This is a genomic window from Halomonas sp. RT37 (assembly GCF_040070525.1).
GTDB classification, from domain to species: Bacteria; Pseudomonadota; Gammaproteobacteria; order Pseudomonadales; family Halomonadaceae; genus Halomonas; species Halomonas litopenaei.
In genome coordinates, this window is the sequence record NZ_CP098827.1 from 947031 (window position 1) to 964925 (window position 17895).

14 protein-coding genes are annotated in these 17895 nt (G+C 66.1%); 9 read left to right on the forward strand and 5 right to left on the reverse strand.

Annotated elements, in window-relative coordinates; genetic code table 11:
• Positions 1-12: 12 nt before the first annotated feature.
• Both NFG58_RS04335 and NFG58_RS04340 read right to left on the reverse strand, forming a co-directional pair.
• On the reverse strand, positions 13-447 hold the full coding sequence (locus NFG58_RS04335) for a PAS domain-containing protein (protein ID WP_108131386.1): 435 nt from the start codon (positions 445-447) through the stop codon (positions 13-15).
• A gap of 397 nt (positions 448-844) precedes the next feature.
• Positions 845-2155: an MFS transporter gene (locus tag NFG58_RS04340; protein ID WP_045991042.1), complete on the reverse strand. Its 1311-nt coding sequence runs from the start codon at positions 2153-2155 to the stop codon at positions 845-847.
• Positions 2156-2265: 110 nt separating this feature from the next.
• Here NFG58_RS04340 and NFG58_RS04345 point away from each other — a divergent pair, with 110 nt between their 5' ends.
• Together NFG58_RS04345 and NFG58_RS04350 are read left to right on the forward strand one after the other, a co-directional pair.
• A complete protein-coding gene (locus tag NFG58_RS04345) occupies positions 2266-2535 on the forward strand; it encodes a SelT/SelW/SelH family protein (RefSeq protein WP_045991043.1) in 270 nt (89 codons plus the stop codon).
• Positions 2536-2667: 132 nt separating this feature from the next.
• Positions 2668-3564, forward strand: coding sequence for a DMT family transporter (locus tag NFG58_RS04350; RefSeq protein WP_045991044.1), 897 nt, complete (start codon positions 2668-2670; stop codon positions 3562-3564).
• A 55-nt stretch (positions 3565-3619) separates the two neighbouring features.
• On the opposite strand, the gene NFG58_RS04355 is transcribed toward NFG58_RS04350, so the two are convergent.
• Positions 3620-4327 carry an arylesterase gene (locus NFG58_RS04355; RefSeq protein WP_197037050.1) on the reverse strand — a complete coding sequence of 236 codons (708 nt, stop codon included), beginning with the start codon at positions 4325-4327 and terminating at the stop codon, positions 3620-3622.
• Between the two features lie 136 nt (positions 4328-4463).
• On the opposite strand from NFG58_RS04355, the gene NFG58_RS04360 reads away from it, so the two are divergent.
• The 7 genes from NFG58_RS04360 (at position 4464) to NFG58_RS04390 (ending at position 14958) form a co-directional block, all read left to right on the forward strand.
• Complete coding sequence (locus NFG58_RS04360; protein ID WP_108448147.1) at positions 4464-5216, forward strand: ABC transporter ATP-binding protein; 753 nt, start codon at positions 4464-4466, stop codon at positions 5214-5216.
• Positions 5213-7831: an FtsX-like permease family protein gene (locus NFG58_RS04365; RefSeq protein ID WP_181248570.1), complete on the forward strand. Its 2619-nt coding sequence runs from the start codon at positions 5213-5215 to the stop codon at positions 7829-7831. Before NFG58_RS04360 ends, NFG58_RS04365 begins: the two co-directional genes overlap by 4 nt.
• 144 nt (positions 7832-7975) lie before the next feature.
• Positions 7976-9484, forward strand: coding sequence for a polyphosphate:AMP phosphotransferase (locus tag NFG58_RS04370; RefSeq protein ID WP_181248569.1), 1509 nt, complete (start codon positions 7976-7978; stop codon positions 9482-9484).
• Positions 9485-9625: 141 nt separating this feature from the next.
• Positions 9626-11011, forward strand: a complete 1386-nt coding sequence (locus NFG58_RS04375; protein WP_108131389.1) for a hypothetical protein — start codon at positions 9626-9628, stop codon at positions 11009-11011.
• Between the two features lie 218 nt (positions 11012-11229).
• Positions 11230-12495 (forward strand): serine hydroxymethyltransferase, encoded by a 1266-nt coding sequence (gene glyA, locus NFG58_RS04380; protein WP_045991047.1) that lies wholly within the window; start codon positions 11230-11232, stop codon positions 12493-12495.
• A gap of 295 nt (positions 12496-12790) precedes the next feature.
• A complete protein-coding gene (locus NFG58_RS04385; RefSeq protein ID WP_071211076.1) occupies positions 12791-13741 on the forward strand; it encodes an HAD-IIB family hydrolase in 951 nt (316 codons plus the stop codon).
• Positions 13738-14958, forward strand: coding sequence for a glycosyl transferase (locus tag NFG58_RS04390; RefSeq protein ID WP_045991048.1), 1221 nt, complete (start codon positions 13738-13740; stop codon positions 14956-14958). Before NFG58_RS04385 ends, NFG58_RS04390 begins: the two co-directional genes overlap by 4 nt.
• Positions 14959-15147: 189 nt before the next feature.
• Here NFG58_RS04390 and dsbG read toward each other — a convergent pair whose 3' ends face one another.
• Positions 15148-15951 (reverse strand): thiol:disulfide interchange protein DsbG, encoded by an 804-nt coding sequence (gene dsbG, locus NFG58_RS04395; protein ID WP_231498462.1) that lies wholly within the window; start codon positions 15949-15951, stop codon positions 15148-15150.
• Between the two features lie 158 nt (positions 15952-16109).
• Positions 16110-17867, reverse strand: coding sequence for a sugar phosphorylase (locus NFG58_RS04400; RefSeq protein WP_108131392.1), 1758 nt, complete (start codon positions 17865-17867; stop codon positions 16110-16112).
• Positions 17868-17895 lie beyond the last annotated feature (28 nt).

Consider the following 17895-nt stretch of genomic DNA (forward strand, 5'->3'; position numbering starts at 1 on the left):
GCGTGGACTGGCTCAGGCGCTGTCGGCGCCGTCACGCAGGCGATCGATCTCGGCCAGGTTGGCCACACGTTCGCTGACGTCCTTCTGGACGCCGATAAAGTAGACCAGCTCGTCACTTTCGTCCAACACCGGGGTCAGTGACAGCTCGTTGTAGAACAGGGTGCCGTCCTTCTTGTAGTTGCGCAGAACTTCGCGGCAGGGGCGCAACTCCTTCAAGGCCTTGCGCACGACGTCGAGGGCCGGCTGGTCGGTATCGTCGTTCTGCAGGAAGCGGCAGTCGCGGTAGAGGATCTCGTCCGCGCTGTAGCCGGTCAGGCGCTCGAAGCCCTGATTCACGTAGATCAGGATATGCTCGTCGCCTTCCTTCTCGGCCACCACGATCCCGTCTTCCGAGGCGTTGACGATGCGTTCGAGCAGTTCCGGGGCGATCATGTTCGGTCGTGTCATGGGACGTCCTGTTGCGGGCTTGGCGTTACACCCTTGTTGCCTGGTAATCAGGGGCCGGGGATTCAGGGGCCAGGATGTGCACCAAACCGGTAGTCTCTCAAAGACGGTTTGTGCGCAACCTCGGGATGTAATGATGGCTCTAATCGGCAAAATTTGATGCTAAGCATGGCCAGAGGGCGAGATTAAATCAATGGTCCGCTAAGGAAACGCTGCATAAATTGCTGCGCTCGACATCTCGACCGCCGGCGGTACTCAGGCTCCTCATTTAACCCATGTAAACTCGAAACCTTGCGTTCCGGCGGCAACCGACCTGTCATCGCTCGCGAGATTTCTTCAGCGCTTCCTGTCGTCTTTGCTGTGGCGGTAGTGTGGAGCGGACGCTGAGGCTGCCCTTGCGTCACTCTACCTCCGGCAGGCGCAACGCGCTGAGGGCGGCCAGGGCGGCGGTGGCGGCCAGCACCAGCAACAGCGGGCCGGCGCCGAGCCATTGCGCCAGAGCACCGATCACGGCGCCGACGATCAGCATCAGCACGCCAGTGATGGTGTTGGACAGGGCCACATAGAGGGCACGATTGTCGGCGCCGGCCATGTCGACGATGTAGGTCTTGCGACCGAGGCGAATGCCCGAGTGGACGATGACCAGCAGCGCGTAGACCAAGGCGTAGGGCCAGACACTTGCGCTCATCGACTCGGGCAACCAGGCCAGCGATGCCCCCAGCAGGCAGCACAGGGTGGTACCGATGGCACCGTCGCGCATCACCGTTTTGCTGGAGGCATCCGAACGCTTGCCCCAGATGGGGCTGGCGACCATGCCGGCGACCCCGGATACCACGATCAGAAGTCCCAGTCCGCCAAGTTCAGTACCGCCGTTGTCCTGGGCCATCAGCGCTACATAGGGCAACGCCAGGGCGCTGGACAGCAACAGGGCGCGGGTCAGATTGAAGTTACGAAAGGCGGCGTCGTCGCGCATCAGGGCGAGGCCGGTCTTGACCGAATCCCAGGCGTTGGCGCCGCCGTCGGTGGCGCCTTCCGCTTCTTCGATGGCGGCGGCGCACAGCGCATTGAGGGTCCATCCCAGCGCCGCCACGCCAAGCAGCACCGCCAGGGCGAGCTCGCCGGGACGGTCGTCGAACAGCACCAGCACCGCACCGGCGGCCAGGGTCACGGCGCCCGCCACACTGCCGCTCCAGCCCATCAGGGTCCCGCGACGTTGCTTGGAGATGGTCTTGCCGAGCACGTCCTTGGTGGCGATGGACGACAGCCCCCGGGCCAGCGACAGGGCGACCAGGGCCAGCAGTACCAGGCCGCCGCCAACACCGCCGGAACCGATCAGGGCAAGAACCGACAGCGCCGCGGCGGCCAGCGCCTGGAGCAATCCACCGACCATCCAGACGCCCTTGCGCCTGGGTTTCAGGCGGATAAAACCGGCCACGAACAGTTGGGGCAGCAGGGCGCCGGCCTCGCGAATCGGCACCAGCAGGCCGACCATCCAGGTCGGCGCGCCGATGGCGCCCAGTAGCCAGGGCAGGACCAGACGGGCGCTGGAGAGTTCGTCGGCGAGCTTGTTGCCTAGCGACGCCAGCAGATGCAGGAAGAAGTTGCGCGGCTGCTCATCGCAGGCGCTGTCCGGGATGTCCTTGCACAGGCGACTGTCCTCGTCGCCGGTGAGCCACTCGTAAAGTCGCGTCTGGGTTTCGCCACTGGCCATGGAGGCTGTCCTGACTGTTATGATCGTGGTTTGAGGGAATACGGTGTACGTGCTGCCTTGCAGCGCGTTTCCGGTGTTTCCACCTACGTGCTGGAACAGGGAGGCTGAACGTGGCACGCATTCGGATTATCTACTGTACGCAATGTCAGTGGCTCTTGCGTAGTGGCTGGTATGCCCAGGAGCTGCTCTCGACCTTCGGCGAGGATCTCGAGGAGGTGACGCTGGTGCCTTCCCACGGCGGCCATTTCGAGATCCGGCTGGATGACGAGACGCTATGGGAGCGCAAGCGAGATGGCGGCTTTCCCGACGTCAAGACGCTCAAGCAACGGGTCCGCGACGGCATCGCTCCCGAGCGCGATCTGGGCCATCTGGACCGTTGAATGTTGCCGATGGTCATCCTGTGTTGACGGTCTGAACGCGGGCTCGATGGCGTCATCCTGATTGACCGCGTTCCCCCTTCGCGTGGCTATGGCTCGCGGCTCCTTACCCTCATCTTTACCCCAGGGAATGTCATGACAACTGATCGACAGGCCATGGCCTTCGGCCTTGGCGCCGTGGCGTTGTGGTCCACGGTGGCCACCGCCTTCAAGCTGGCGCTTGCCCATATGAGCCCGCTGGAGCTGATGTGGCTGGCGGCGCTGGTGTCCTGGGCGCTGATGAGCGTGCTGATGCTGCGGCGCGGACAGCTGCATCAGGCACTTCGTCGCGGCTGGCGCACCGCTGTGTGGGCCGGGCTGATGAACCCGGTGGCCTACTACCTTGTGCTGTTTGCGGCCTATGACCGGTTGCCCGGACAGGAGGCCATGGCGCTCAACTACACCTGGGCGCTGGCCATGGCCCTGCTGGCGGTGCCGATCCTCAAGCAGCGGTTGACGCCGATGGACGTGGTGGCCGGCCTGGTGGCCTACGCCGGGGTCTGGGTCATCGCCACCCGTGGCCAGGTTTTTGACGTGGCCTTCGCCGATCCTCTGGGCGTCGCACTGGCGCTGGTGTCGACGCTGATCTGGGCGCTGTACTGGCTGTTCAATGCCCGCGACCGGCGTCCGCCGCTGGTCGCCCAGTGGCAGAACTTCAGCGTCGGGGTGCCGGTGCTGACGCTGCTGATGGTGCTGGGTCCAGGCTTTCAGTGGCACGGCAGTGCCGCCCTGGGCGCGGGCATCTATGTCGGACTGTTCGAGATGGGCGTCGCTTTTGTGCTATGGCAGGCGGCGATGCAGCGGGTGTCGCGCACCGCCAAGGTCTCCAACCTGATCTTTCTGTCGCCACCGGTGTCGCTGATGCTGCTCTACCTGGTGGTCGGCGAGCCGATACTCCCCTCGACCCTGATCGGACTGGTGCTGATCCTGCTGGGGCTTGGGCTACAGCAGTGGCAGAAGGCGCCGGCTCACGTCGAGCCATCCTCCTCATGAAGACCTGGCGGTAGGCGCTTCTGCGCACTCCAGCGCGGAGCAAAGCGGTGGGATATCAGGAGGCGCTCGCTTGCTCGCTGCGTTCTTCGCTGTCCTTCTGGCTGGAGGGCTGGGTCGACACCGCCTCGGTCCCCGGCGTCTCGGTCTCGTCCAGCAGGGGCGCAAGGCTCGGCCAGACGTTGTCGAGCAGCCTTGGCTGGGCCTCGGCGGTGGGGTGGATGCCGTCGTCCTGCATCAGCTCAGGGTCCAGCGCCACCCCTTCGAGCAGGAAGGGCACCAGCGGCACCTCATGGGTGTCGGCCAGTTCTCGAAAGACCCCGGTGAAGGCCTGACGGTAGGCGTCGCCGTAATTCGGGGGAATATCGATACCCAGCAGCAGCACCTGGGCGCCGGCGGCCTGGCTCTTTTCGATCATGCCTTCGAGGTTTGCCGACATCTGGCTCGGCGGAAGGCCCCTGAGTCCATCATTGCCGCCCAGCTCCAGCAGAACGATGTCCGGGTCGTGCTGTCGGAGGAGTTCAGGGAGACGGGTGGCGCCCCCGCCGGTGGTTTCGCCGCTGATGCTGGCATTGACCACCTCGGCGCGGTGCGCCACTCGCTCGGCCAGCAACGCCACCCAGCCGGCGTCCCGTTCGATGCCGTAAGCGGCGCTCAAGCTGTCGCCCACCACCAGCAAGGTCGGCGGGGCTGTGTCAGACTGGGCCCAGACCGACCCCGGCACAAGGGCGGTCAAGACGCAGGCCATCATCAGCGTCTTCAGCATCCGCCTGGCGGGCGTTGCCCGGCGATCCTGCGCTCGTCTTCCTGACGTCGTGGCATCAGCAGCGCCGAAGCGCGAGGCTCCAGAAAAAAACCGCCGTGCCGCCCCAAACGTCCAAGTCCCAGGGAATGCCATCACCATGTCGCTGTCTCCTTCCGAGAATACCGTCCCGACCACCGTGCTGCGCGCGCGAGGCCTGTCCAAGCGGGTCGCCAGCGGAACGCGGGAACTGACCATCCTGCGCGAGCTTGAGCTCGACGTACAGTCCGGCGAGAGCGTCGCCATCCTCGGCCAGAGCGGTGCCGGCAAGTCGACCCTGCTGGCGCTGCTGGCCGGTCTCGATACGCCGAGTGCCGGCGAGCTTGCGATGTTCGGTACATCGCTTGCCGAGCTCGACGAGGACGGTCGCGCGGCGCTGAGAAACACCCGAGTGGGCTTCGTGTTTCAGAACTTCCAGTTGCTGCCGACCCTGACGGCGCTGGAAAACGTGCTGCTGCCGACCGAGCTGTCGACCCTTGCCAACCGTGAGGCCCGTGCCACCGACTGGCTCGGTCGAGTGGGGTTGGGCGAACGCCTGGATCACCTGCCCAAGCAGCTGTCCGGCGGCGAACAGCAACGGGTGGCGCTGGCGCGGGCCTTTGTCACCGGCCCCGAGCTGGTGTTTGCCGATGAACCGACCGGCAATCTCGACCCGGACACCGGGGAGCGCATCATTCAGACCCTGTTCGAGCTCAACCGTTCCGAGGGCACCACCCTGGTGCTGGTTACCCACGACCACGCTCTGGCGAGGCGCTGCGATCGGTGTCTGCGCCTGGCCGACGGCCAGCTCACCGAGGTGACATCCAAGCTTCCAGCCGAGGCGCCAGACGCCCAGCGGGAGGCCTCGGCATGAGTGAGCGAAGCTCCACGGCGAAGGGCCAATTGGGACGTCAGCTGGTGATGGCGGCGCGCTCTCTGCGGCGCGATCTTCGTGCGGGTGATGTACGCGCCTTGCTGGTGGCGCTGACCCTGGCGGTGGCCGCCTCGACCATGATGGGGTTCTTTCTCGACCGGCTGGAACGTGGTCTGACCCGTCAGGCTAGTCAGATGATGGGCGGCGATGTGGTGCTGGAGCAGTCCAATCCCTTCGCTCTGGAGATCCGGGAGCGTCTGGAAGGCGCCGGCATGCGCCTGAGCGACCAGGTCGATCTGGTCTCCATGGCCAGTCGCGATGGCGCCTTTCAGCCGGTCAGCATCAAGGCGGTGGACGAAGACTATCCACTCTACGGCGTGTCCCGGGTCGACCAGGGCGCCGGCGTCGAGGAGCTCGCCAGTGGCCCTGCGCCAGGCGAGGTGTGGCTGGCGCCGAGGCTCGAGACGCTGCTGGACATCGAACTCGGCGATAGTCTGACGCTGGGCAGGGGCGAGTTCCAGGTGACCGGCTGGATCGAGCGGGAGGCCGACCAGTCTGCCGGCTTCGGCAGCTTCAACCCGCGGGTGATGATGCACGTCGACGACGTCGAGGCGACCGGGCTGATCCAGCCCGGTTCGCGCATCGAGTTCGAGATCCTCGCCGCCGGCTCGCCCCAGGCGGTGGAGACGCTGTCGCCCTGGCTCGCCCGCCTGCGCGCCGACGGCGTCGAGGTACGTGACGTGCGCGAGGACCGGCCTCGGCTGGGCTCGGCGCTGGAGCGAGCCGAGACCTACCTGAGCCTGGCCGGTCTAGCTGCCGTGCTGCTGGCCGGGGTGGCGGTGGCCATGGCGACGCGGCGCTACGTCGATCGCCATCTGGATACCGCCGCGCTACTGCGCTGCTTCGGCGCGTCCCAGCGGGACCTGGCGCGTATCTTTACGTTCCAGCTGGCCGGTCTGGCGCTGGTGGCCTCGCTGATCGGCGCGCTTCTGGGGCTGGCGGGGCAGGCGTTGCTGCTGGCCTTGATGCAGCGTTTTCTGCCGCTGGAGCTGCCGCCCCCCGGAGCCTTGCCGTTGTGGCTGGGCGTGCTGACGGCACTGGCCGTGCTGGCCGGCTTTGCCGGGCCGACCCTGCTGCGCTTGAAGCGGGTTAGCGCACTCAAGGTACTGCGCCGGGAGCTGGACCCCTTGCCTGCCTCCGGTTGGTCGCTGCTGCTGGCGGCGGCGCTGGCCTTCGGTGCTCTGCTTTGGCTGTACTCCGGCAGCCTGGGGCTGGCGGCGGGACTCTTGGCCGGCGGCATGGTGGCGTTGGGCGTACTGTGGGGCCTGGCGGGCTTGATCCTCGATGGACTGTTGCGTCTGGCCGCGCGGCTCGACGGTGGTGATCCCGCTGGTCTGCGCGGGTCGTTGCGTCTGGGCGCTCGGCAGTTGGCGCGCCGTCGCAACGCCAGCCTGGGGCAGATGCTGGCGTTCGCGGTGACCTTCTTCGCCATGACCATGATCGCCCTGGTGCGGGGCGATCTGTTGACCACCTGGCAGGCGCAGTTACCCGAGGACACACCCAATCACTTCGCGATCAATATCCAGCCCGGCGAGCGCGACGACTTCGAGCAGCGGCTCGAGGCCATCGCCGAGGCCAGCAGTGATCTCTACCCCATGGTCCGCGGGCGTATCACCGCGATCAACGGCCAGCCGCCGAGGCAGGCCGTGCCCCCCGAGGCGAGGGGAGAAAACGCCCTGCGCCGGGAGCTCAACCTGACCTGGCGGGAGGACCTGCCGAGCGGTAATCGTCTGGTGGCCGGCGAATGGTTTGCCTCGCGCGCCGAGGCCGGCGGCTGGCTCGACGAGGTGGACGCCCAGCCGTCCTCGGCGCCCGCAGGCGATGACGTCGCCGAGACGGCGCCGATCTCCATGGAACGAGAACTGGCAGAACGTCTGGGGCTGGCGCTGGGGGATCGTTTAAGTTTCACCATCGGCGCCGACACCCTGGTCGGTGAGATCACCAGTCTCCGCGACCTCGATTGGGACAGCTTCAAGCCCAACTTTTACGTGATCTTCCCGCCTGGTGTGCTGGAACGCTACGGCCATAGCTACATCACCGCCTTCTATCTGGAGCAGCAGCAGAAGCGCGAACTGGGGAGCCTGGTCCAGGCCTTCCCGGGGGTGACGCTGCTCGACGTGGATGCCCTGCTGGGGCAGGTCCGTGAGGTGCTGGGGCACGTGACCCGGGCGGTGGAAGTGGTGCTGGCCTTCGTGCTGCTGGCCGGGGTCAGTGTGCTCTACGCCGCGTTGATCGCCAGTCAGCCGGTACGTGCCCACGAAAGCGGCTTGTTGCGCGTCTTTGGCGCAGGTTCCCGTCTGCTCGCGCGGGTGCAGTGGGCTGAATTTGCCGTTCTGGGACTGGCCAGCGGCCTGATGGCGGCGCTGCTGGCGGAGGTCGCCACGGCCGCGTTATATCTGCTGTGGCTGGATCTGCCGCCGCGGGTGCATCCCTGGGTCTGGCTGCTGGTCCCGACGCTCGGCGCTGTGGTACTGGGCTTGGTAGGGCATCTGTTGTCCCGGGGCATTCGGCGCCAGGCGCCGGCGGCGAGCCTGGGGCTGCTGGGCGAGGCCTGAAAGGCGAATCATGGCATGAAAGGGTGAATCGCCTCACGAAACGCGAAGCGCCTCATGCAAAGCGATGCGCCTCATGCAAAGCGATGCGCCTTATGCAAAGCGAAGCGCCTTATGAACAGGGAAGTGCGTCATGAAGGAGCGACGATGACCAGGACCAAGGTGGCAAAGGGAAAGAAGCGGGGCTCAACCAGCAACGCCTCTCGCAAGAGCGCCTCCGGCAAGACCATGTCCGCCGAGGAGTGTCAGCGGTTTCGCCTGCTGTCGGCCCAGCTGGAATTGGCCCAGCGAGCGGATCGGGCAGTGGTAGTGCTGGTGGCCGGCCACGCCGCCACCGGCAAGGGCGAGCTGATCAACCTGCTCAACCACTGGCTGGAGAACCGGTTGACCGAGGTGCACGCCCTGGTGCCCGGCGACGAGGAGCGCCGACGACCTTACTGGTGGCGATTCTGGCGGCGTCTTCCAGGGCGTGGCCGGCTCGGGGTGTTCGTCCATGGCTGGGTCGGCGATGCGGTGCTGGCGCGGGCCTCCCGCGCCTTGGGTGAGGGCGCCTACAATGACCGCATCGAACAGATGCGTCAGTTCGAGGCGGAGCTTGCCGCTGACGGAGTTCGCCTGGTCAAGCTGTGGCTGCAGATCGATGCAGACACCCAGCGACAACGACTCGAGGCCTGGGCCGCCGACCCGGCCAGTCGCTGGCAGGTCACCGACGAAAAGTGGCGCCGCCACGCCCAGCATGGCCTGCTCGATGAGCTTGCCCGCGACCTGCGTGCGCGCACCCACTGTCGCCACAGTCCCTGGATCGAGCTCGACGCGAGCCCCGGCAACGACCTGCTGCCCCAGGTGGCCGAAGTCCTCGAGAAGGTCATGGCAAGCCCTGTCCCGGCCCTCGAGCGCCCCGAGACTCCCCCACTGAATGCCATCGCTCCCCCTCGGCTCGACGCCCTCGAGCATGACGACCCGCCCCCCCGACTCAAGAAGCGCGACTACAGCGAGCGCCTGGCCGACGCCCAGGCCAGGCTGGCCCAGCTGGCGCGCAGTGCCGCGCGCCAGGGAGTGCCACTGGTGGTGGTGTTCGAGGGCCATGACGCTGCCGGCAAGGGCGGCGGCATCCATCGCCTGACCTCGGCGATGGATGCACGTCAGTACCGTGTGCATCAGATCGCTGCGCCCACCGAGGAGGAGCGCCTGCACCCGTGGCAGTGGCGCTTCTGGCATCGTCTGCCCCGCGATGGCCGGGTGGCGATCTTCGACCGCTCCTGGTATGGCCGGGTGCTGGTGGAACGGGTCGAAGGCCTCGCCGATGAGCGGGACTGGCGACGCGGCTTTGAAGAGATTCGCCAGTTCGAGGCGCGCCTGCTCGAGCACGGCACCGTGCTGGTCAAGCTGTTCCTGGCCATCGACAAGGACGAGCAGCTCGAGCGTTTCGAAGCCCGGGCCGAGACTCCTCACAAGCGGCACAAGCTCACCGACGAGGATTGGCGCAACCGCGAGCGCTGGGACGACTACCAGCAGGCCATCGACGAGATGTTCGCGGAAACTCATGCCCCTGGCGGCGAGTGGGTGCTGATCGACGCCAACGACAAGCGTCGGGCGCGCCTGGCGGTGATCGAGGAGGTGAGTCGGCGGTTGTCGGCGCGCCTGCCGCTGGATTGAGTGACCGATGTCCTGTCAACACTGCTGAAGGCCTGTCGACGGGTTCGTTCAGGCGCTACAGTGAAGGCTGACACAACTGCCGTATCGGCAAAGATCGTTGGCGTTTGCCAGGTTCTATTTTCACACCGGAGGTGAAAGTTCATGAAGTGCCGTCTGTCTTCCCGCCACGCCGTCCCTTTCGTGGCGCTGCTTTCTCTGGGGGCGAGCGTCGCCCAGGCCGACGCCGAACGTCTCGAGGCTGACCTGCGTGCGGCCCTGGAGCGTGAAGGTACCCTCGAGATCGGCGAGGTATCCGATGAGCTGCTCGGCAGCACCACCAGTGCCGAGAACCTGACCCTGACCGGCGACAGCGGCGAACGCCTGACCATCGCGCGCTACCTGGTCGAGGGCGACTACGACGCGCCGGAAGAAGTGGTGCTCGAGGACATCGAGCTGGTCGACCGGGGCGCCAGCATGCTGCTTGAGCGGCTGGTGTTCGAGGAGCCCGGCCAGCCGGTGCTCGATCTGCGTGATCTGCCCTGGGATGAAGACAACCCGCTGGCCGGGATTAGCCTGGAAGGACTGGTGATGGATCAGCGCCAGGGCAAGGTGGGGGCTGACCTTCCCTGGGGCGACTATCCCGGACGCATCGAGATCCAGAGCCTGGGCGCCAGCGACGTCAGCGCCGATGCCATCGGCAGCCTGACGCTGACCGGGATGAGCGGCTCCAGCGACAACTTCGAGGAGCTCGGGGCCGGAACCTTCTCGCTGCCGTCACTCAGTCTGACCGGCCTCAAGGGGCTTGCGAGCGACGCGCCCACGGTGGACGCCCTCGAGCTCGAGGACCTGGAGATCGCCACCGATCGCCTGGTGGCAAGCCTTGAGCATCTGGTGGCCGACGGCGACATGAACGACGGCGAGTACAGCGGGCGCATGGACAACCTGACGGTGGATCTGGCCAGGATGATCGAGCTGGCGCCGGTGGACGAGCGCACCCAGCTACGTCTGGTCAGCAACGTGCTGACCGATGGCTCCGGACAGCTCACCCTGGACGCCGACATGGACGGTACCTGGGAGGCCAGCGGTGCCAATGGCCAGGTGGCCAGCCGTTTCGAGATGACCGCAGCCGATGCCTTCCGCCTCGGCTTCGACAGTGACCTGCCGGTAAACCTGCCCAAGGGCCAGGACCCTGCGGCCTACTTTGCCGGCCTCGAGGACTGGACCGAGCTGGACACCCAGGGCGGCGACGTCTCGCTCAGTCTCAGCGATCTGGGCGTGTTCGGGCGTATCGCACCGGTGGTGGCAGCGACCCAGGGGGTGTCCGAAGACGCCCTGCTCGAACAGCTCAGGACCCAGTCCGAAGGCTTCGGCATCATGATGGGACCGCAGATCGGCGCGGTGCTCACGGGGCTGGTGCAGATGATGGCCGGCGAGGCCAGCGAGATGTCAATCGACCTCAGCCTGCCACCCAGCCGACAGCTCCAGAAGCTGGCCCAGGACCCGCTGGGGCTGCCCCAGGCGTTGTCCATGGAAGTCACGATGGACTAGGGCTTGGCCGAAGGGTCGTGGCGCCCGCCGGCGTTTCGGGCTGAGCCTGGAAAAGAGCGCCCGGTGGGCCACGCTTCAGTCTGACTGAAGCCAAGATGAGAAATCATGCAGCAGCCCATGACGGTCTTTCATGTGAAAGCGGTCATGGGCTGCGCTATGATGGCGGCCCGCTTTTCGCGATTGCCCCTTGAATCCCCCGCTGCGAGGTTATGCCGCCGATGTTCAGCCGTGATATGCAGATTGCCGGTTTCGATGATGCCCTGTTCGATGCGATGCAGAAGGAAGTCGCCCGTCAGGAGGCTCACATCGAGCTGATTGCCTCCGAAAACTACGCCAGCCCCCGGGTGATGGAAGCCCAGGGTAGCCAGCTGACCAACAAGTACGCGGAAGGCTATCCCGGCAAGCGTTACTACGGTGGCTGCGAGTACGTCGACGTGGTCGAGCAGTTGGCCATCGACTATGCCAAGGAGCTGTTTGGCGCGAGCTACGCCAACGTCCAGCCGCACTCAGGCTCCCAGGCCAACGGCGCGGTCTTCCAGGCCCTGGTCAAGCCCGGTGACACCGTGCTGGGCATGAGCCTCGACGCCGGCGGTCACCTGACCCACGGCGCCCGCCCGAACTTCTCCGGCAAGCACTACAATGCCGTGCAGTACGGCATCGACGAGTCCGGCCGCATCGACTACGACGAGGTGGCCCGCCTGGCCCGCGAGCACCAGCCGAAGATGATCATCGCCGGTTTCTCCGCCTACTCGCAGATCATCGACTGGGCACGCTTCCGCGAGATCGCCGACGAGGTGGGTGCCTTCTTGCTGGTGGACATGGCCCACGTGGCCGGCCTGGTTGCCGCCGGTGTCTACCCGAATCCGCTGCCCCACGCCCATGTGGTCACCACCACCACCCATAAGACCCTGCGCGGTCCCCGTGGTGGCCTGATCCTGTCCGCCGAGAACGACGCCGACATCGAGAAGAAGCTGCAGTCTGCGGTCTTCCCCGGTGGCCAGGGCGGCCCGCTCGAGCACGTCATCGCGGCCAAGGCGATCTGCTTCAAGGAGGCCATGGCGCCCGAGTTCAAGACCTACCAGCAGCAGGTGGTCAAGAACGCCCAGACCATGGCCAAGGTATTTATCGAGCGTGGCTACGACGTGGTCTCCGGCGGCACCGAGGATCACCTCTTCCTGCTGTCGCTGATCAAGCAGGGCCTGACCGGCAAGGACGCGGACGCGGCCCTGGGTCGTGCCCACATCACCGTCAACAAGAACGCCGTGCCCGGTGATCCGCAGAGCCCCTTCGTGACCTCTGGCCTGCGTATCGGCACCCCGGCGGTCACCACCCGTGGTTTCGGCGAGAGCGAGTGCGGTGATCTGGCTGGCTGGATCTGCGACATCCTCGACGTCATGGCCAAGGGCGAGTCCACCGAGGCCATCGAGGCCGAGGTCAAGGCCAAGGTGGAAGAAGTCTGCACCCGTCTGCCGGTCTACGGCTGAGTGCCCGGCGGGGTGACCCGCCGCTCAGGCCACCAAAGACACCCCCGAGAGCTCCGCTCTCGGGGGTGTCGTCGTTCTGGGGCTGTGTGCTTGCAGCGGGGCGTCGGCTGTCGATGCACCATTGTGGTGCCTTATCCTGCACCGGGCACGGCCGCGTCCGCCCCGGACCTGACGGGGCCTCGTTGCGCTGACGTCTACATTCCCTTCATCTGCTTGTTTTCCCGTTGCTCTTCTCAGCGATGGCGCAGCCCTTGCTTTGTATCTCGGTGAACCCTTTTGATGCGAAGGTCCCACCATGCACGCCAGCACGACTCCCCGAATCGGTGCCTTCGACGGGCCCAGGCTGCTGTTCACCGACCTGGATGGCTCGCTGCTCGACCACCATGACTACGGCTGGAAGCCCGCCGAGCCCTGGCTCGATGCCCTGCGTGAGGCCGGCGTTGCGGCGATCCCGGTGACCAGCAAGACCCGCAGTGAACTGCTCGGGCTGCGCCAGCAGCTCGGCCTCGCCGATCGCCCCTTTATCGCCGAGAACGGCGCGGTGATTGCGCTGCCCCCCAGCTGGTGTCACGCCCGACGTGAGGGACAGCCGGGCCCGGATGGCCTGGTGATCCGCACCCTCGGGGTGGATATCGGGCTGATTCGCCGGCGGGTGGCGATCTGGCGTGAGCGGCTGTCCGCGCGCTTTCTGACCATGAGCGAGATGGCGCTGGAGGACGTGGTGGCCTTCACCGGTCTGGATGAACAGGAGGCTCGCCTGGCACGCCTGCGCGAGGGCAGCGAGCCGCTGTTGTGGGAAGACGACGAAGCGCTGCTGCAGCGCTTTCGCGAGGGCCTGGCCAGTGACGGCCTGCGCATGACGAGGGGCGGGCGCTTCTGGCACGTGCTCGGCGACACCGACAAGGGCCAGGCGGTGCAATGGCTGTGCGCCCGCTTCGAGGCGCTCAAGGGCCGACGCCCCGAGACCCTGTCGCTGGGCGATGGCCCCAACGATGTCGCCATGCTCGAGGCCACCGATGCGGCGGTGGTGATTCGTGCCCGCCATGGCCTCGACGTGTCCCCGTGCCAGCCGCGCTTGTATCGCAGCGAGGCGCTGGGCCCCAGGGGCTGGGCCGAGGGGGTTGCGCACTTCTGGGGAGAGCAGGACGCGGCGGAGCCTGCCAGCAGCGCTGAGGCCGGCAGCACCGATGCCGGCGGCGCCGACGACAAGGATCATCACAAGCTGGGCGAGGAGGGTGAGGCATGAGCGATTTCCACCAGAACGGCATCATCACCGACTTTCACAACCTGACCCGGCGCAAGGTCGAAGACCTGGAGGCGGATCTGGAGCGCTTCGGCCGCCAGCGCCCGCTCGGGCTGATCCTGCCGTCATTGTACTCGGAGCTGGAAGGACCGGCGCTGGACGCCATCGTCGAGTCCCTGGCCCAGGCGAGCTATCTGTCGGAGATCGTGATCGGCCTCGATCGTGCCGACCGGGACCAGTTTCTGCGGGCACGCGAGTTCTTTTCGCGCCTGCCCCAGCACCATCGCATCCTGTGGAATGACGGCCCGCGCCTGAGCGCGCTGGACGCGCAGCTGGCCGAGGAAGGCCTGGCGCCACAGCAGCCGGGCAAGGGCCGCAATGTGTGGTTCTGTGCGGGCTATGTGCAGGCATCCGGGCGCACCGCCGCGGTGGGGCTGCATGACTGCGATATCCTGACCTACGACCGCGGCCTGCTGGCACGGCTGATGTATCCGGTGGCCCACCCACGCTTCAACTACGCCTTCTGCAAGGGCTACTACCCGCGTATCGCCGAGGGCAAGCTCAACGGCCGGGTCTCCCGGCTGATGGTGACCCCGCTGCTGCGGGCGCTAAAGATCATGCACGGGCCCTTGCCTTACCTGGACTACCTGGACAGCTATCGCTACCCGCTGTCGGGGGAGTTCTCGATGCGTACCGAGGTGCTGGACAACATCCGTATCCCCGCCGACTGGGGGCTGGAGATCGGGGTGCTGTCCGAGGTCCACCGCGACCACTCCACCAATCGGCTGTGTCAGGTGGATATCGCCGACGTCTACGACCACAAGCATCAACCGGTGTCCGCCGATGACGCGGCCACCGGGCTCAACCGCATGAGCCTGGATATCGCCAAGGCGCTCTATCGCAAGCTGGCCACCCAGGGTGTGGGGTTCTCGTCGGAAGGCTTTCGTACCCTCAAGGCCACCTACTATCGCCTGGCCCTCGATCTGATCGAGGCCTACGACCACGACGCCACCATGAACGGGTTGAGCCTGGACCGTCACGCCGAGGAGCAGGCGGTGGAGTTGTTTGCCGCCAATCTGATCGAGGCCGGTAACGCCTTTCTCGACAACCCCAGGGAGAAGCCCTTTATCCCCAGCTGGAACCGTGTGCGGGCGGCCTTGCCGGACCTGCCCGAACAACTATATAGCGCGGTAGAGGCCGATAACGCGGGGGATGTCTAAGGCTTTGACGAAAAGTGTCTGCGCTCGGTAATACGGCGTTAAAAATCAGGTCAAAATGCTCATTTACACCACGTAAACTGCGCTTTCTCACCGATTTTTGCCTTGTCTAACCATCGCTCGTCGACTTTTCGTTTAAAGCCTAAAGCGTGCTGGCACCAGGCCCTGGTGCCAGCGCCTTGATAAACCCTGTCAGTTGGGCTCCGGCCCCATGATGGTATGGAACAGTTCTTCGCTCGGCAGGCCTTGGCTCATCTCGAGCTTGCCATCGTTGCGATAGACGATGCCCGGGGTCGCCACCATGCCGAAGCTGCGAAACAGTTCGTGGTTGCTCTGCAGGCGCTGCTCCAGGTCTCTGGGCAGTTGGCGCATGGGCTCAATCGGATCGCCGCTCTCATGGGCGCGGAGGGCGGCCTGAGGGTCATCGGCGGCCAGCATCGTGACCGCCTGGCGCGGACTTTCGGGGTCGAGGATACCGACCATCACGTGGCGTAGCTGGACCTGGCCGCTTTCGACGAAGGGCCGGCTCTGCTGCCACAGGCGGGTGCAGTAGGGGCAGTTGGGATCGGTGAACACATAGACGATGCGCTCGGCGTCGGGATCGCCGTCGGCGATCCAGGCGCTGTCCTCAAGGCTCTGCCAGGTGGTCTCGTCCTGGGGGCCGCGTACCAGGCGCTCCAGCGGCGCCTCCGACAGATTGTTGGCGTCGGCATCGATCAGATTGCCGACGATGGCGTGCTCGCCATCCTCGGTGACGAAGATGGTCATCGGCTGTCCGCGATGGCTGGCGGCGAAGCCGCTGAGTCCACCCGGCGCGTCGAATTCACCGTGCACCTCAAGACCTTCCTCTTCCAGCGCTTCGATGGGGGCGGGGTGGTCCTCTGCCTCGACGCTGGACAGTGGCATCAGGCCGAAGGCCACCGCCGCCAGGGTCATGAAGGAACGCTGATGGCGGGGCAGGTCGGGGAGGCGGGGCAGTCGGGGGCGGCGGGGCATGTCGTTACTCTCCGGCATCTTGTAGGACGAATCCCGCGACAAGCGAGAATCACTCGCACTAGGACAGCAGCAAACGCCATCGGTTCGACCGCTGACGTCGCCGGGCAGTGAAAGCGCCAGGGCCGCGCTGTTGTGTGATACACCGAGCGCGCGGTGGCTTATCTGTCGGTGCGCACCAGCCACAGTGAACGATAGGGGGCCAGGGTGTCGACGGGCCGCCAGGCGCCTCCTTCCAGCAGGTCCTGCCAGCCGGACTGGTCGAGGCCGTCCAGTACCAGTGGCTGAGGCCGATCGGTGACGTTGTGAATGGCCAACAGTCGACGGCCATCGTCCAGGGGGCCGCGCTGGATCGCCAGCAGCTCCGGTGGTGTGGGGATGACCGTCTGGGCCGCATCGGGGTGGAAGCAGGGTTCCCTGCGACGGATCTCGAGGCGTCGGGTGAGGGCGAAGAACACCTCGCGGGTCGGCGTGTGACGGCTGTCCAGCAGAGGTTCCAGCTCCTGGCGGTCCCAGCGCTTGCGATTGATCGAACGCAGGCGCCCGCTGCGTTCGACCCCGTCGTGGTCGTTCTGGGTGGCGGTCAGGCAGTGCAGGTAGACGCCGGGGATACCCTTCAGCACCAGCATCAGGTGCTGGCTCAACAGGAAGCGCTCGACCTGCCACGGGTCGGGGCCGCGCCGGGTGCCGCTCATGGCGTCGAACCAGGTGATATTGAGCTCGTAGGGGCTGTCGCTGCCGTCGGCCTGCCGGCGCATGCTGACGAAGCCACCGAAGCGCTGCATCAAGGAGACCAGGGCGTCGATCTCGTGGCCTTCCAGCCAGCCTTCCAGCGGGCGCACGCCAATGCCATCGTGGCTGGCGGTGAAGTTCAGATAGCTGCAGCCGGCGGGGAGCTCGGGCAGGCTGTCGAGCCAGCGCGCCAGGGTGCCGGCCTCGCCACTGGTCAAGGTGTGCAGCAACAGAGGTGGCAGCGGAAACTGGTAGACCAGATGGGCCTCGTCGGGCGGCGTGTCCTGTCGCTCAAGGCCGAAGTAGCTGATGTTCTCGGCGTGGGGCACATTGGTCTCGGTGATGATCAGGGTGCCGGGGGCGACGTGGTCGACCACCGCCCGCAACAGCCGCACCACCGCGTGGGTCTCGGGAAGGTGGATACAGCGGGTGCCGGGGCGTTTCCACAGGAAGGCGACGGCGTCCAGCCGGACGATGCGGGCGCCCTGCTGCAGGTAGAACAGCAGGATGCCGACGAATTCGATCAAGACGTCGGGGTTGGCGAAGTTGAGGTCGATCTGGTCCTCGGAGAAGGTCGCCCACAGGTGGCGAACGCCACGGCGGGTGCTGACGGGGACCAGCAGCGGTGAGCTGCGCGGACGCACCACCTCGCTGAGATCGGTATCGGGGTCCATCTCGATGAAGTAGTCGCGCCCGGGCAGGTTGCCGCCGAGATAGTCGGCGAACCACAGCGATTCCCGCGAGACATGGTTGAGCACCAGGTCCACCATCAGATCATGGTGGCTGGCCAGGCGCCGGATATCGCGCCAGTCGCCCAGTTTCGGGTCGACCTCGCGATAGTGGATCACCGAGAAGCCGTCGTCGCTGCTCCAGGGGAAGAAGGGCAGCACATGGACACCGCTGAAGACGGTCTTCAGGCGCTTGCTCAGGAACTCATCGAGTACCGCCAGGGGGGGCTTGTCGGCATCCAGCAGCGAGTCGCCATAGACGATCAGCCACTGGTCCTGCTCGCTCCACAGCGTCTGGCGTGCACCATGACGGTGCCTCAACCCGGCCCCCTGCGCTTCGATCAGGCGCAGCAGACGGCGCAGGACCTCTTCGCTGCGTGCACCATAGAGAGGCGCGAGCAGCTCTGCGGCACGCTGGCGAAAGTCGTCGGGTTCCAGGGGGGAGAGGTGGCTTGCCATGGTGTCCTCCGCAGGCGTGGGGGCGCCT

Bases quoted from the DNA above. Each gene is read 5' to 3' on its own strand.
- NFG58_RS04390 (WP_045991048.1), top strand. From the start codon at position 13,738: ATGAGCGATTTCCACCAGAACGGCATCATCACCGACTTTCACAACCTG.
- NFG58_RS04385 (WP_071211076.1), top strand. From the start codon at position 12,791: ATGCACGCCAGCACGACTCCCCGAATCGGTGCCTTCGACGGGCCCAGG.
- NFG58_RS04360 (WP_108448147.1), top strand. From the start codon at position 4,464: ATGTCGCTGTCTCCTTCCGAGAATACCGTCCCGACCACCGTGCTGCGC.
- NFG58_RS04375 (WP_108131389.1), top strand. From the start codon at position 9,626: ATGAAGTGCCGTCTGTCTTCCCGCCACGCCGTCCCTTTCGTGGCGCTG.
- NFG58_RS04340 (WP_045991042.1), bottom strand. From the start codon at position 2,155: ATGGCCAGTGGCGAAACCCAGACGCGACTTTACGAGTGGCTCACCGGC.
- NFG58_RS04400 (WP_108131392.1), bottom strand. From the start codon at position 17,867: ATGGCAAGCCACCTCTCCCCCCTGGAACCCGACGACTTTCGCCAGCGT.
- NFG58_RS04355 (WP_197037050.1), bottom strand. From the start codon at position 4,327: ATGCTGAAGACGCTGATGATGGCCTGCGTCTTGACCGCCCTTGTGCCG.
- NFG58_RS04370 (WP_181248569.1), top strand. From the start codon at position 7,976: ATGACCAGGACCAAGGTGGCAAAGGGAAAGAAGCGGGGCTCAACCAGC.
- NFG58_RS04365 (WP_181248570.1), top strand. From the start codon at position 5,213: ATGAGTGAGCGAAGCTCCACGGCGAAGGGCCAATTGGGACGTCAGCTG.
- glyA (WP_045991047.1), top strand. From the start codon at position 11,230: ATGTTCAGCCGTGATATGCAGATTGCCGGTTTCGATGATGCCCTGTTC.
- dsbG (WP_231498462.1), bottom strand. From the start codon at position 15,951: ATGCCCCGCCGCCCCCGACTGCCCCGCCTCCCCGACCTGCCCCGCCAT.
- NFG58_RS04350 (WP_045991044.1), top strand. From the start codon at position 2,668: ATGACAACTGATCGACAGGCCATGGCCTTCGGCCTTGGCGCCGTGGCG.
- NFG58_RS04335 (WP_108131386.1), bottom strand. From the start codon at position 447: ATGACACGACCGAACATGATCGCCCCGGAACTGCTCGAACGCATCGTC.